The 13,791-nt window shown below is 72.4% G+C and carries 16 protein-coding genes; 11 read left to right on the forward strand and 5 right to left on the reverse strand.

Annotated features, from left to right (window positions below; translation table 11 throughout):
* Positions 1-67 precede the first annotated feature (67 nt).
* Positions 68-1,360 carry an adenylosuccinate synthase gene (locus AOM09_RS13425; RefSeq protein ID WP_062389517.1) on the forward strand — a complete coding sequence of 431 codons (1,293 nt, stop codon included), beginning with the start codon at positions 68-70 and terminating at the stop codon, positions 1,358-1,360.
* Here the strand turns inward: AOM09_RS13425 and AOM09_RS13430 are convergent.
* On the reverse strand, positions 1,335-1,631 hold the full coding sequence (locus tag AOM09_RS13430) for an ArsR/SmtB family transcription factor (RefSeq protein WP_062389520.1): 297 nt from the start codon (positions 1,629-1,631) through the stop codon (positions 1,335-1,337). The genes AOM09_RS13425 and AOM09_RS13430 overlap by 26 nt on opposite strands.
* 484 nt (positions 1,632-2,115) lie before the next feature.
* Between AOM09_RS13430 and AOM09_RS13435 the strand changes: the two genes are divergently transcribed.
* The 4 genes from AOM09_RS13435 (at position 2,116) to AOM09_RS13450 (ending at position 5,796) form a co-directional block, all read left to right on the forward strand.
* Positions 2,116-2,988, forward strand: coding sequence for a hypothetical protein (locus AOM09_RS13435; RefSeq protein WP_062389523.1), 873 nt, complete (start codon positions 2,116-2,118; stop codon positions 2,986-2,988).
* Between the two features lie 98 nt (positions 2,989-3,086).
* Positions 3,087-4,376, forward strand: a complete 1,290-nt coding sequence (purD, locus tag AOM09_RS13440; protein ID WP_062389526.1) for a phosphoribosylamine--glycine ligase — start codon at positions 3,087-3,089, stop codon at positions 4,374-4,376.
* The gene (locus AOM09_RS13445; RefSeq protein WP_062389529.1) at positions 4,376-5,272 is read left to right on the forward strand and encodes a phosphoribosylaminoimidazolesuccinocarboxamide synthase; all 897 of its coding nucleotides are present in this window, start codon (positions 4,376-4,378) and stop codon (positions 5,270-5,272) included. Before purD ends, AOM09_RS13445 begins: the two co-directional genes overlap by 1 nt.
* A gap of 65 nt (positions 5,273-5,337) precedes the next feature.
* Positions 5,338-5,796 carry a hypothetical protein gene (locus tag AOM09_RS13450; RefSeq protein ID WP_156162378.1) on the forward strand — a complete coding sequence of 153 codons (459 nt, stop codon included), beginning with the start codon at positions 5,338-5,340 and terminating at the stop codon, positions 5,794-5,796.
* Positions 5,797-5,799: 3 nt separating this feature from the next.
* Here AOM09_RS13450 and AOM09_RS13455 read toward each other — a convergent pair whose 3' ends face one another.
* On the reverse strand, positions 5,800-6,507 hold the full coding sequence (locus AOM09_RS13455; RefSeq protein WP_062389533.1) for a trimeric intracellular cation channel family protein: 708 nt from the start codon (positions 6,505-6,507) through the stop codon (positions 5,800-5,802).
* A 90-nt stretch (positions 6,508-6,597) separates the two neighbouring features.
* Between AOM09_RS13455 and AOM09_RS13460 the strand changes: the two genes are divergently transcribed.
* The 5 genes from AOM09_RS13460 to AOM09_RS15665 all read left to right on the forward strand — a co-directional run bounded on the left by AOM09_RS13460 (position 6,598) and on the right by AOM09_RS15665 (position 9,599).
* The gene (locus AOM09_RS13460; protein WP_062389535.1) at positions 6,598-7,047 is read left to right on the forward strand and encodes a septum formation family protein; all 450 of its coding nucleotides are present in this window, start codon (positions 6,598-6,600) and stop codon (positions 7,045-7,047) included.
* A gap of 22 nt (positions 7,048-7,069) precedes the next feature.
* Entirely contained in the window at positions 7,070-7,327 is a 258-nt protein-coding gene (gene purS / locus AOM09_RS13465) for a phosphoribosylformylglycinamidine synthase subunit PurS (protein ID WP_062389538.1), read from the forward strand.
* Complete coding sequence (gene purQ, locus AOM09_RS13470; protein ID WP_062389541.1) at positions 7,324-8,028, forward strand: phosphoribosylformylglycinamidine synthase subunit PurQ; 705 nt, start codon at positions 7,324-7,326, stop codon at positions 8,026-8,028. The genes purS and purQ overlap by 4 nt, the downstream gene beginning before the upstream one ends.
* 105 nt (positions 8,029-8,133) lie before the next feature.
* A complete protein-coding gene (locus tag AOM09_RS13475) occupies positions 8,134-8,802 on the forward strand; it encodes a nucleoside/nucleotide kinase family protein (protein ID WP_062389544.1) in 669 nt (222 codons plus the stop codon).
* Positions 8,799-9,599: an antibiotic biosynthesis monooxygenase gene (locus tag AOM09_RS15665; RefSeq protein ID WP_369346108.1), complete on the forward strand. Its 801-nt coding sequence runs from the start codon at positions 8,799-8,801 to the stop codon at positions 9,597-9,599. Before AOM09_RS13475 ends, AOM09_RS15665 begins: the two co-directional genes overlap by 4 nt.
* Positions 9,600-9,606: 7 nt before the next feature.
* On the opposite strand, the gene AOM09_RS13485 is transcribed toward AOM09_RS15665, so the two are convergent.
* Entirely contained in the window at positions 9,607-10,746 is a 1,140-nt protein-coding gene (locus tag AOM09_RS13485) for a helix-turn-helix transcriptional regulator (protein WP_062389547.1), read from the reverse strand.
* 150 nt (positions 10,747-10,896) lie between these two features.
* On the opposite strand from AOM09_RS13485, the gene AOM09_RS13490 reads away from it, so the two are divergent.
* On the forward strand, positions 10,897-12,267 hold the full coding sequence (locus AOM09_RS13490; protein WP_062389550.1) for an FAD-binding oxidoreductase: 1,371 nt from the start codon (positions 10,897-10,899) through the stop codon (positions 12,265-12,267).
* A gap of 27 nt (positions 12,268-12,294) precedes the next feature.
* Here the strand turns inward: AOM09_RS13490 and AOM09_RS13495 are convergent, their stop codons facing one another.
* Entirely contained in the window at positions 12,295-12,645 is a 351-nt protein-coding gene (locus AOM09_RS13495) for a hypothetical protein (RefSeq protein ID WP_062389553.1), read from the reverse strand.
* Positions 12,646-12,675: 30 nt separating this feature from the next.
* On the reverse strand, positions 12,676-13,719 hold the full coding sequence (locus AOM09_RS13500) for an LLM class flavin-dependent oxidoreductase (RefSeq protein WP_228375152.1): 1,044 nt from the start codon (positions 13,717-13,719) through the stop codon (positions 12,676-12,678).
* Positions 13,720-13,791 lie beyond the last annotated feature (72 nt).

A 13,791-nucleotide genomic window follows, 5' to 3' on the forward strand; every position in this document is an offset into this window, starting at 1 on the left:
ACGTTCGGCTGCGTACAAGGCCGGCACCAAGCCCCCGGCATGAACCGGGGTGAGGGGAGAGGGCACGATGCCCGGAGCAGTGATCGTCGGAGCCCAGTGGGGCGATGAGGGCAAGGGGAAGGCGACCGACCTCCTCGGCTCGCGAGTCGACTACGTCGTGAAGTTCAACGGCGGCAACAACGCCGGGCACACGGTGGTGATCGGCGACCAGAAGTTCGCGCTGCACCTGCTCCCCTCGGGCATCCTCACGCCCGGCTGCACGCCGGTGATCGGCAACGGCGTCGTGGTCGACCTGCGCGTGCTCTTCCAGGAGCTCGACGCGCTGAACGAGCGCGGCGTCGACACCTCCGACCTTCTCGTCTCGAACGCGGCGCACGTCATCGCCCCGTACGCGCGCACCCTGGACAACGTGACCGAGCGCTTCCTGGGCAAGCGCAAGATCGGCACCACGGGCCGCGGCATCGGCCCCGCGTACGCCGACAAGATCAACCGCCTCGGCATCCGCGTGGGCGACCTGTTCGACGAGACGGTGCTGCGCGACAAGATCGAGGGCGCGCTGGTCGCGAAGAACCACCTGCTGGTCAAGGTCTACAACCGCCGCGCGATCACCGTCGACGAGGTCGCCGACGAGCTGCTGGCGTACCGCGACCGCCTCGCGCCGCACGTCACCGACACCTCGCTGGTGCTCAACAACGCCCTCGAGGCCGGCGAGACCGTCCTCTTCGAGGGCGGCCAGGCGACGATGCTCGACGTCGACCACGGCACCTACCCGTTCGTCACGTCCTCGTCCGCGACCGCGGGCGGCGCGTGCACCGGGTCCGGCGTGGGCCCGACCCGCATCGACTCCGTCATCGGCATCGCGAAGGCCTACACCACGCGTGTGGGTGAGGGCCCGATGCCGACCGAGCTGCTCGACACGTGGGGCGACCGCCTGCGCGACGTGGGTCACGAATTCGGCACCACCACCGGCCGTCCGCGCCGTTGCGGCTGGTACGACTCGGTCATCACGCGCTACGCCTCCCGCATCAACGGACTCACGGACATCGTGCTCACCAAGCTCGACGTGCTCACCGGCATCGAGGAGATCCCGGTCGCGGTCGCGTACGACGTCGACGGCGTCCGCCACCAGGACCTGCCGCTCGACCAGGCGGCGTTCGCGGCGGCCGAGCCGGTCTACGAGACGTTCCCGGGCTGGGACGAGGACATCACGGGCTGCCGCGAGTTCTCGGACCTTCCGCAGACCGCGCAGGACTACGTCAAGGCCGTCGAGGAGCTGAGCGACTGCAGGATCTCCACCATCGGCGTGGGTCCGGGTCGCGACGAGATCATCCAGATCAACGACCTGCTCCACGCCCGCTGAGCCCGACCTCCGCGAGCCACGCCGCCACGGACTCTCCTCCGCCGTCGTTGATGCTGTACCACCGCCACGTGCCGTCGGGCCGGTGGTCGACGAGCTCCGCGCGCGCGAGCACTCCGAGGTGCTGCGATGCGCGGGCGGGTGAGATGCCGAAGGCGGCCTGAGCGGACAGGCTCAGGTCGCCCGCGTGCGTCCCTCCGGGCACGAGCCAGTCGATCATGGCGAAGCGCACCGGGTGGGCGAGCGCGGCGAGCGCGGTGAGCGGGCTGTCCATGGCGTGACGCTACGGCGGGACATGTCGGGGAATGGACCGGGCTCGGGTCCTGCTGTGGAGAACCGCACGCATGGGTGGGCTGTGGGCGTCGCGTGGCGCGTGGGCCGGTGCTCCCCGATCGAGTCCGTCAGCGCAGGCTGAAACACGGCCGCACGGCGCGTTGCCGCCACGTGTGGCGGCAGATCCGACGTGGTCGTGCTTGACGCTGACATGAAGCTCCCGGTCGGGAGTGCGTGGGGGTGCGCGTGGCGGCGGCGCCCCTGGTGCGCTGGTTCGGCCACGGTTGACGTTCTCGGAAGAGAGGTGGCTGCCGCGCGCAGTCACGGACGCGCAAGTACAGCCGACCCGCCTCTCTGGGCACCCGAATTCTCCTCTTTCGCAGTAAATGTGGCGTAGATCACATTCCCACTGCTAGCGTGCGCGATAGGGCCATGCCCGGCGGGGAAGCAGAGGGCGAGCCCGCATCGTCTGAGGGGACACTTCGATGAAGAAGTTGCTGCTGTGCGCGCTCGTGGCGGGCGCGTTCGTGTTCGGCACGGCGGGCGCCGCCGGGGCCACGACGGTCGCACCGACCGACATCGCTGGCTGGAAGTCCGGCAACGCCGAAGCCGAGTGCGCGGCGATCGGGGACTTCCAGTACGCCTACAAGTTCGACGAGAAGAAGGACGCGAGCGGCGCGACGTACTTCGACCTGGCGGCGGACGCCTCGTTCGACGACGGTCACGTCAACCACCTCGCGCTTACCGCGCTCGACGCGAAGGGCGGGAGTGTGAGCTTCTCGGCCTCCGCACCGATCGGCGCAGTCATCGTCAAGGGCGGCACCCACGCGAACGTGTACGGCTACGCGCCGCAGGCGTCCGCGGACAGCGCACTCACGACCGCGCTCAACGTCAAGAGCGGCAAGGCCTACGGCGTCAGCCACATCACCTTCTGCTGGAACCCGCAGCCTGAGGTACCCGACACCGCGCCTGCCTGGGGCGACGGCACCCGCTACGTGGAGCTCGACTGGGCGATGTTCAGCAAGCCGCGCTACTGCGGCTGCACCACCTCGCAGGCCATCGACCTCATCGCGGCCGAGACCATCGACGTCGGCGACATCACCGTCACCAAGCACTACCCGCGCAACGCGCCTGCCTACATGACCGTCCACATCGTGCTTGCGGACGGCTACGTCTTCTCTCCGGACGACGCGGTCAACCTGTCCATCCAGTCCTACAAGACCACGCCGGAGGGAACCGCGCCGGTGGTGGACGACTTCGAGACGCAGGTGCACATCGACGGCGCCGAGGCGACGCTCACCGTGCCTCACGCCTCCTACTACGGGATATACGCGGTGATCGCGGGCAACTTCGACTGACGCGCCCTGCCTCGCATGGGGGAGACCGGGGGCCGCATCCGTGAGGGTGCGGCCCTCGCCATGCGGGCACTCGGGCGGCACCGCCTAGACTCGCTCGCGTGATCATCCTCCTGATCGGCACCGGCGCGCGCGAGCACGCCCTCGCCCGCGCCCTGTCCCTCGACCCCGCCGTCACGCAGCTGCATGCCGCGCCTGGCAACCCCGGCATCGCCACGCTCAGCACCGTCGACGGCGCTCCGGTGACGATGCACGGCGTCGACGCGCTCGACCCGGTCGCGGTCGCCTCGCTCGCGGCCGCTGTCAAAGCGGACCTCGTCGTGGTCGGCCCCGAGGCTCCCCTGGTCGCGGGCGTCGCGGACGCGGTGCGCGGCACGGGCATCCCCGTCTTCGGACCGAGCGGCAAGGCCGCGATGCTCGAGGGCTCGAAGGCGTTCGCCAAGGAGGTCATGGCCGCCGCGAACGTCCCGACGGCCGAGCCGCGCGTGTGCCGCACCTCCGCCGAGCTCGAGGACGCGCTCGACGCCTTCGGCGCGCCCCATGTGGTCAAGGACGACGGCCTCGCGGCGGGCAAGGGCGTGGTCGTCACGTCGGACCGCAAGGAGGCCCTCGCGCACGGCGAGGCGATCATCGACGCCGGCGGCGTGGTGGTGATCGAGGACTTCCTCGACGGCCCCGAGGTCAGCCTGTTCTGCCTGTGCGACGGCGAGACCGTGGTGCCGCTGCAGCCCGCCCAGGACTTCAAGCGCGCGCTCGACGCGGACCAGGGCCCCAACACCGGCGGCATGGGCGCCTACTCGCCGCTGCCGTGGGCACCCGCGGACCTGGTCGACGAGGTGGTGCGCGACGTCGCGCAGCCGACCGTCGACGAGATGGCCCGCCGCGGCACGCCGTTCATCGGCGTCCTCTACTGCGGCCTCGCGCTCACTTCCAAGGGCACGCGCGTGGTCGAGTTCAACGCGCGCTTCGGCGATCCCGAGACCCAGGTGGTGCTCGCGCGCCTCGCGACGCCGCTCGCCGGCGTCCTGCTCGCGGCGGCCGAGGGCCGTCTCGCCGAGCTCCCGCCGCTCGAGTGGCGGGACGATGCCGCCGTCACCGTCGTCGTCGCGGCACAGAATTATCCGGACACCCCGCGCAAGGGCGACCCGATCACCGGTATCGAGGCCGCCGAGCAGGTCGACACCGTGCACGTGCTCCACGCCGGCACCGCGACCGATCACACGGGCACGCTCCTGAGCAACGGCGGACGCGTGCTGTCCGTGACAGCGCTCGGCGCGACGCTCGCCGAGGCCCGCGAGCGGGCCTACCAGGGCGTCGACAGCATCGTCCTGCCGGGAAGCCACCACCGCACCGACATCGCGGCGAAGGCCGCGGAGGAGGCGAGCGCCTGATGCCCGGCCACGCGACCCCGCCCGCGCACCTCGAGCTCGAGGGCTGGCGCCACGTCTACAGCGGCAAGGTCCGCGACCTCTACGAGCCGGCCGCGCCGCACCCGCGCGGCGACGTGGTGCTCGTGGTCGCCTCCGACCGCATCAGCGCGTACGACTGGGTGCTGCCGACCGAGATCCCCGGCAAGGGCGGCATCCTCACCGGCCTGAGCCTGTGGTGGTTCGACCAGGTCATCGACATCGTCGCCAACCACACCGTCGAGGCGCCCGTCCCGACCGAGGTCGAAGGTCGCGCGATGGTCTGCAAACGGCTCGACATGTTCCCCGTCGAGTGCGTCGCCCGCGGCTACCTCACGGGTTCGGGCCTGGTCGAGTACCGCCAGAGCGGCACGGTGTGCGGCATCCCCCTGCCCCCGGGCCTGGTCGACGGGTCGCGCCTGCCCGAGCCGATCTTCACCCCCGCGACCAAGGCCGCGGTGGGCGAGCATGACGAGAACGTCGACTTCGACGCGGTGGTCGCGCTCATCGGCCTCGAGGACGCGACCGCGCTGCGCGATCTCACCCTGGCGCTCTACACGCGCGCCCACGAGATCGCGGCCGCCAAGGGCATCATCCTCGCCGACACCAAGTTCGAGTTCGGTCGCGACGGCTCCGGCGCGATCATCCTGGGCGACGAGGTCCTCACGCCCGACAGCTCCCGCTTCTGGCCCGCCGACGAGTGGGAGCCCGGCCACGCCCAGCCCAGCTACGACAAGCAGTTCGTGCGCGACTGGCTGACCTCCGCGGAGTCGGGCTGGGACAAGAGCTCGGACGTCGCGCCGCCGGCCCTGCCCGCGGAGGTGGTCGAGCGCACGCGCGGCCGCTACCTCGAGGCCTTCGACCGGCTGGCGAAGCACTGACCGCGCCCACGGAGGCCCGCACCCAACGAATCGGCGACCAGGCGCGTCCTACCAGCATGGGACGCATGCCGGTGGTGGCGATGGTGGCGGTGCTCGGTGCGCTGGTGCTCGGCACGCTGCTGAGCGCGTGCGCGCAGTCGCCCGACCCCGGCGACGGCGGCGTGGAGTACGGCGAGACGCTCGACCTGGGCGTCCCCGGCCCGTTGATGGAGACGGTCGAGGGTGTCGCCGGCTACCCCGCGTGCGGCAACGAGCCGATCGAGCACGACGGCACCACGTGGTATCCGTTCGAGCCGGCGAACCTCGACGCGTTCCCGGAGGTCGTGGCGATGGCCGCCGTGGGCGGCGGCATGGGCGGCGGGACGATGCGCATCGTCCTGCCCGCGGTCGCGGCGCCCGGTCCCGGGGACGACGTGGGCACGCTCACCGTCTACGAGGGCGGGCTTGCGCACTGGATCTCCGACAGCGGCGAGCTCGAGACATGGCTCACCGACCGCCGCCTCACCTACGACTGGGTCTGCTGACCGCTACGCGTGGCTCTCGGTCTGGAGCTCGCGCTTCTGGACCGTCGCGACCGACGGCACGCCCCAGCCGCGCGTGAGCGACAGGGCGCGCAGCGCGAGGATCACCAGCAGGGCGACCCAGAACACGGCCAGCGGCGGCAGGCCCAGCGCCCACATCGCCCAGAACGTGAACGCGCCGCCCAGCGCGGCGGTCGCATAGAGCTGCCCGTTCCAGAACACCTCGGGGACCTGCGCCGCGAACAGGTCGCGCAGGATGCCGCCGCCCACGCCGTTGGCGACGCCGACGATCATCGCGGCCACCGGGCTCGCGCCCGCGTCGAGCGCGATGCCCGTGCCGATGACCACGAAGATCGCCAGCCCGAGCGCGTCCGAGTACTCGACGATGCGGTGGCGCGCGAAGGCGCCCAGGTCCCGCCGCCGCGCGAAAGGCGCGATGGCGAGCGCGGTCACGATGGCGACGACGACCAGCGTGGGGTTCTCGATCCAGAACACGGGCTGGCGGAGCAGGAGGTCGCGCATCGTGCCCCCGCCCACGGCCACGAGGCTTGCGAGCACCACGGCGCCCACCAGGTCCATGCGGCGTCGGCTCGCCGCGACCGCACCCGAGATCGCGAAGGCGACGGTGCCGAGGTACTCGAGCACGAGCCGCAGCGTGCCGAGCGCATGCTCGAGCAGCATGTCGGGCGCGACAGCGGTGATGAGGTGGTCCATGGGAGGCTCCGTTCGGGGGACCCTCAAGGGTATGCGACCTGCCTGCTAACGTGAGCGCGCACGGGACGTGGAGGGACCGAGGGGCACGGCATGCGAGCGGTGACGGCTGCGCTGATGACGGCGGTGCTGGCGACCGGGCTGGGCGGCTGCGCGCTGCTCGGCGTCGCGCAGGTCGCGAGCCTGCGGCTCGAGGTGGGGGAGTGCGTGGACAACCCGGTGCTCTTCGAGGAGGAGGCCGAGCAGGACGTCGAGACGCTGCCGCGCGTCGACTGCGCCGACCCTCACGACGGCGAGGTCTACCACGTCGAGGACGTCGAGTCGGACAGCCTCCCCGCCGACGTCGCCGAGACCGCGGAGCAGGCCTGCTACGAGGCCTACGAGGGCTTCGTCGGGATCGCCTACGAGGACTCGGTGTACTACTTCTCCGCGCTGTACCCGACGGAGGACTCGTGGCAGCTGGGCGACCGCCAGATCGCGTGCGTCATCACGGGCGACATCGACGTCAAGTTCGAGGGCTCGCTCGCAGGCGTGGGCGAGTAGCACGCGCCGGTAGACTTCCCGCATGGCCACGATCCTCGTCCACGTCATGCCCAAGCCCGAGATCCTCGACCCGCAGGGCAAGGCCGTCGGCGCCGCGCTCCCGCGCCTCGGCTTCGAGGGCGTCGCGCAGGTCCGCCAGGGCAAGCGCTTCGAGCTCACCATCGACGGCGAGGTGACCGATGAGGTCCTCGCGAAGGTGCGCGAGGCCGCCGAGACGCTGCTGAGCAACCCGGTCATCGAGGACGTCGTCGAGGTGACGGTCGCGCAGGAGCCGGCGTGACCGCGCGCATCGGCGTCGTCACCTTCCCGGGGACGCTCGACGACCGCGATGCCGCCCGCGCGGTGCGGCTCGCCGGCGCCGAGGCCGTCAACCTGTTCCACGCGGACGCCGACCTCAAGGGCGTCGACGCGGTGGTGCTGCCCGGCGGCTTCTCCTACGGCGACTACCTGCGCGCCGGTGCGATCGCGCGCTTCGCGCCCATCATGGAGAAGGTGGTCGACGCGGCCCACGGCGGCATGCCCGTGCTGGGCATCTGCAACGGCTTCCAGGTGCTGACCGAGGTCCACCTGCTGCCCGGCTCGATGATCAAGAACGAGCACCTGCACTTCATCTGCCGCGACCAGACGCTTCGCGTCGAGAACGCGGAGACGGCCTGGACGACCGAGTACCAGGATGGCGAGGAGATCGTCATCCCGCTGAAGAACCAGGACGGCCAGTACGTCGCGGACGAGTCGACGCTCGACATGCTCGAGGGCGAGGGCCGCGTCGCGTTCCGCTACGTCGGCTGGAACCCCAACGGCTCGCGCCGCGACATCGCTGGCATCACCAACGAGCGCGGCAACGTCGTGGGCCTCATGCCTCACCCCGAGCACGCGGTCGAGGCCGGCTTCGGTCCCGACTCGCGCGAGGCGGGCCGCACCGGCACCGATGGTCTGGCGTTCTTCACCTCGGCGATCAAGGGCCTGCTCGCGACCGCGTAGCCCGCCCGTTCCACCCGCACCACCCGCACCACCCGCACCGACCCCACCACCGGTCGCCACCCGAATGGGGCGCCTGTGGTCGCTTCCGAGAGGTCCGCGTCTCCCATGGGGCACTCACCGTCGGTCCTCACGGCGCTCGCCGATGCGGTGGCGACGGCCGCATCGTCCCTCACCCATCCGCTGCGCGTGGGGCTGGACGGCGCCGACGGCGCCGGCAAGACCACGATGCGGGGCGCGTTGGCGGCCGAGCTGCGCGGGCGCGGCGCGGACGTGATCGAGGCCAGCCTCGACGACTTCCACCATCCGCGCGCCCACCGCTACCGGCAGGGACGCGACTCGTGGCGGGGCTACACCGACGACGCGTTCGACCTGGCCCGCGCGCGCCGCGACCTGCTCGACCCGCTGGGTCCGGGCGGGAACCTGCGCTTCCGCACGCGCTCGCTCGACCTCGCCGCCGACCGCGAGGTCGACGATCCATGGCGGGAGGCGCGCGCCGACGCCATCGTGCTCGTCGACGGCGTCATGCTCCAGCGGCCCGAGCTCGCCGGGGCGTTCGACCGGGTGGTCCTCCTCGAGGCGTCCGAGCCCGAGCGGTACCGCCGCCTGGCGATCCGCGACGGCGCCGACCCGGAGCCGGAGGCCCGCGACAACCTGCGCTACACGCTTGCGCATCGTCACTACCGGGCGTTCTGCCGCCCGGTGGACCGCGCCGACATCGTGATCGACAACGAGGACGCCGCCGCGCCCCGCATCCTGACAGGAGCCCGACCATGATCACCGAGTCCGTGGTGCTGACCGTCAAGGCCGGCTACGAGGACGCCTACGAGCGGGCCTTCCGCGCAGCCTCCCCGATCATCGCCCGCCAGCGGGGGTATCGCGGCCACTCGCTCAAGCGAGGCGTCGAGGAACGGTCCACCTACCTGCTCACCGTCGAGTGGGAGAGTCTCGAGGACCACGAGCAGGGGTTCCGCGGCAGCGCCGACTATCAGGAGTGGCGTGCGCTGCTCCATGCGTTCTACGCCGAGGTGCCGCCCGTGCCGCACTACGGCGAGGACCTCGTGCCGCCCGCCGGCACGAGGACGCCCGAGCCCGACCCGACCGATGAGGACGCCGTCGCCCGCTTCTGGCAGCGCTGCCGCGCGGCCCTGGAGGGGCTTCCTGCGGACCGGCCCGCGGCGTGGGGCTTCGGAGCGACCCGGACGCAGGCGGACAGCCTGCTCGAGCTGGTGCTCGCCGGGGTGAAGACCGGCACGGCCTCCGCGCTGTGGGAGCTCGAGGCCGAGGGCGAGTCCGTCCCCGAGGCCGGCGAACTCAGCATCCTGCTCGACGGCGCCGGCATGCCGCAGGCGCTGATCGAGACCACCGCCGTGCGCATCGTGCCGTTCGACCGGGTCGACGCGGAGCACGCGGCGTCGGAGGGCGAGGGGGATCGCACGCTCGCGCACTGGCGCGAGGTCCACGAGCGGTTCTGGCGCACGTACGGGCGGATGACGCGGGCCTTCACCCCCGACATGCCGGTGGTGTGCGAGCGCTTCAGGCTGCTCCGCGTGGAGGCCGCCCCGCGTCCGTAGCGCCCTGTCAGGCCGCCGAGCCGACCGCGCCCGCACCCTCCGTGAGGCGCCCCGGCATGTACTGGTCGAAGTAGACGCGCGATACCAGCTCGCGCCTGCTCGCCACCCCTGCCTTGTCGAAGATCGACTTGAGGTGGTCCTGCACCGTGTAGGGCGACAGGTGGATCGCGGCGGCGATCTCCTTGGTGTCGGCGCCGCGGAGCACATGGGCGGTGACGTCCCGCTCGCGCGCCGTCAGCCCGAAGGCGTCGGCCACCAGGTCGATCACCTCCTGCGGTCGCGCCTCCTCGATGGTGATGACCACGTCGCCCGCCCGGTCGCCCGCCCCGCCCAGCGGCGAGGCGTGCAGCAGCAGCCAGATGCCCTCGCTGGTCCGGACGCGCGCCCGTGGCGTCTGATCGGTCTCGCCGCGGGCGAGCCTGCGCGCGGCACCGACCAGCGCGTGGACCATGGAGAGCGGGTCGCCGGCCGCGGGTGACGTGGCCAGCTGCTCGAGGTGGGTGGCGGCGCCCGCGCTCGCCTGGACCAGGCGATCCTGGCCGTCCACGATCATGACGGCCGGACCGGTCGGGCAGTCGCTGCGGACCGCGCCCACCTGGGCGAGCATCCCGATGCGGATGCCGCGGGTGAACGCGGGTGCCATCTCCGCGAGGAACGCGAGCTCGTCCGTGCCGAACGGCACGTCGTCGCTCCCGCGGAACACCGCCACGGCACCCCACGCGCCGTGGCGGTCGCGCAGGACGGTCCGTGCCTCGTCGTGGAAGTCGTAGTACGGGAGCATCACCTCGGCCATGCGGGCGGAGGACTCGACCGCGCCGTGCGTGACGTGATGCATGCCGACGGTGGCGGTGCCCTGCCGCACGAGCGTCTGGATCGATGTGGGGTCCGCGCCCCCGTACTCGATCTGCGCCCACTGGACGTCGGCCTCGTTGCGACCCGCGAGGGCGGAGAACTTCCAGCTGTTGGAGACCATCGCGGTCGCCGGGTCCAGGGTGGCGACGCAGCCGCCGACGATCGGGAGGGCGCGCTCGATGACATCGGCGGTCTCGTCGAGGAAGTGGTGAAGCGGCAGACCCGCGCGCGAGATGACGTCGATGTCGCTGCGGGCGCGGCCCAGCGCGAGCTGGGCGGACGTGGGGCTCGGCATGACACGAGTGTGCGCCTGTCCGGTTCGTCACGCTATCCCATAGTTCTGGGGGTGCGGAGAACCCCTCGACCACGGGATACCCCACGAGGGTGCCGACGGCGCACGCTGGTCGGCGTCCACCGGACCATCTCACATCGAAGGATCACCATCATGACCGTCCAGCACACCCTCGGCGCCGCTGCGGAGCTGCGCCACCTCCTCGGCGACCGCATCGTCCTTCCCGGCGACGCGGCGTACGAGGACGCGCGCCTCCCGTGGAACCGCGCGATCGACCAGCGGCCCTTCGCGGTCGCGCGCCCCGAGTCCGCCGAGGACGTGGTGGCCATCGTCCGTGCGGCCGCCGCGACCGGGCTGCGCGTCGCGCCGCAGTCGACCGGTCACGGCGCCGGCGCGCTCGCCGACTCCGACCTGTCGCGCACCATCCTCGTCTCGCTCGCGGGGCTGCGCGGCGTCACCGTGGACCCGGCGACGCGCACCGCGCGCGTCCTCGGAGGCTCCCAGTGGAACGATGTGCTCGCGCAGGCGGCGCCGCACGGCCTCACCGCGATGCACGGCAGCGCCGGCGACGTGGGCGTGGTCGGCTACTCGCTCAGCGGGGGCCTCTCCTTCTTCGCCCGCGCGCACGGCCTCGCGGTGAACGCGGTGCGCGCCGTCCAGATCGTCACGGCCGAGGGCCGCCTGGTCCGGGCGAGCGCGGAGGAGAACACCGAGCTCTTCTGGGCCGTCCGCGGCGGCTCGGGCGCGTTCGGCATCGTCGTCTCCATCGAGGTCGACCTGCTGCCCTACGCCGACCTGTTCGCCGGGATGCTGCTGTGGGACGTCTCCCGGGCGCCGGCCGTGGCGCACGCGTGGGCGGCGTGGACCCGGACCGCGCCCGAGAGCGTCTCGACGTCGCTGAGGATCATGCACTTCCCGCCGCTGCCCGAGCTGCCGCCGTTCCTCTCGGGACGCAGCGTCGTGGTGATCGACGGCGTGGTGCTCGCTCCGGACGATGCGGCGGCGGAGATCATCGAGCCGCTGCGGGTCCTCGCGCCCGGGCTGGACACGTTCGCGCGGATCCCCTCGGCCGGGCTGGTCCACATGCACATGGATCCCCCGGAGCCCACGCCGGCGGCCTCGACGGGAGCCATGCTCGCCTCGTTCGACGGCGAGGCCGTCGACGCCTGGCTCGCCGCGGCAACCTCGACCCCGGGACTGTCGTTCGCGGAGGTGCGGCACGTGGGAGGTGCGGCGGCGCGGCGCCCGGACGGCGCGGGTGCGGTCGGTTCGCTGGCGGGCGACTACCTGCTCGCCGGGATCGGCATGGTGCCCGTGCCCGACCTCGCCCCGATCGCACAGGCGGCCGTCCACGCGCTGGTGCACTCCATGGATGCCTGGCGGGCGCCCGCGCTCGCGCTCACGTTCATCGACGGGGACGTGGATCGCGAGCTCGGCTTCGGCGGCGCCGCCGCGCGCCTGCGGGAGCTCAAGGCGGTGTACGACCCGGCCGGCATGTTCGCGGCCGGACACCCCGTCGACTGACGCGCTGGAGCGCGCCGCATCGTCGCTTCAGGCGGCGACCGGAGCGTCGCGCCGGTCGCGGTGGTGCAGCAGCACCATCGCGCCGGCGCACATCGCGAGCGCGAGCGTCATGCCGTTCCCCAGGTAGGCGAAGCCGGTCGGAGTCACCGCGGCCACGGTCGCGGCCGCGGCGGCCCAGCCCCATCGGGCGCGGCGCACCAGGGCGATCGCCGCCGCCGAGCAGCCGAGGCCGACCGCCAGGCATGCGCCGACCAGGAGCCGCGCGCCCTCGTCGAGCTCCGTCCACGCCTCGAGCGTGAACCACGCCGCACACGTCGCGAGGGCGGCCGTGGAGAGCACGGCCAGCACCATCGATGAGCGCGCGAGCGAGGCGACCATGCGCGCGACCCTACTCGCGCATCGTCCCCGCTACAAGGCCGCCCGCGCGAGCCTGTCGCGAAGCTCGGCCAGGGCCACGAACGTGGTGTGGTTGAAGTCGGCCCCCAGCTGGTTGGGGATGGTGACCAGGAGGGTGTCGGCCGTCATGACGGCCTCGTCCTCGCGCAGCTCGCGCTCGAGCTTGTCGAGCCCGCCGACGTACGTCTTGCCGAAGGTCGACACCGTGTTGTCGATCTCTCCGATCTGGTCGCGGTTCGCGCCCATGAGGTCGCGCTCGAGGTAGGGGTGGAAGTACGTGTTCGTGAGGTCGTCGACGATGGGCATGATGCTGCGCGACACCGACACGCGCGGCGTGCCGGCGTGGTCGGCCTCCCGCCAGCCGGCGCGGAACGCCTCGATCTGGCGCGCCTGGACCACGCCGAGCGGCTCGCCCGTCGCCTCGAGGACCAGTGTCGAGGACATGAGGTGCATGCCGAGCTCGCCCGTGCGGCGGGCGGAGTCGATGCCGCCGGCGCCGTACCAGACGCGCTCCGCCAGTCCAGGGCTGTGCGGCGTGAGCGGGAGCAGCTCGCCGGCGCGGACGTGCGCGCGGGGGCCCGGCTCGGCGATGCCCGCGCCGGTGATCGCCTCGCGGAACGCCTCGATGCGCGCCGCCGCGTCCTCGACCGGCGTGACGCCCCACGCGAGCGGGTAGCCGAAGGTCGCGGGGCCGTCGGCGGCGGGCTCGGGGCTGCCGCGGCTCACGCCGAGCTGGAGCCTTCCGCCCGCGACCAGGTCCGCGGTCGCCGCGGCCTCCGCCATGTACAGCGGGTTCTCGTACCGCATGTTGATGACGCCCGTGCCGAGCTCGATGCGCGAGGTCCGCGCGCCCATCGCCGCGAGCAGCGGGAACGGGGAGGACACGCACTGCTCGAAGTGGTGCACGCGGATCCACGCGCCGTCCATGCCGGCGTCCTCGGCGGCCTCGGCGAGCCCGATGGTGTCCTGCATCGCCTCGCGGGCGGTCCGCACCTTCGAGCCCGGCGCGGCGGACCACCAGCCGAAGGACAGGAACCCCACGTTGCGCATGCTCATCCACCTGCTTCCCACCACCGCCACCCCCGGACAGTGGCAACGGACCTTGTCCCGACACGCCGGCGACCCGCC

The sequence above is a fragment of the Demequina iriomotensis genome (genome assembly GCF_000971395.1).
Lineage (GTDB): Bacteria > Actinomycetota > Actinomycetes > Actinomycetales > Demequinaceae > Demequina > Demequina iriomotensis.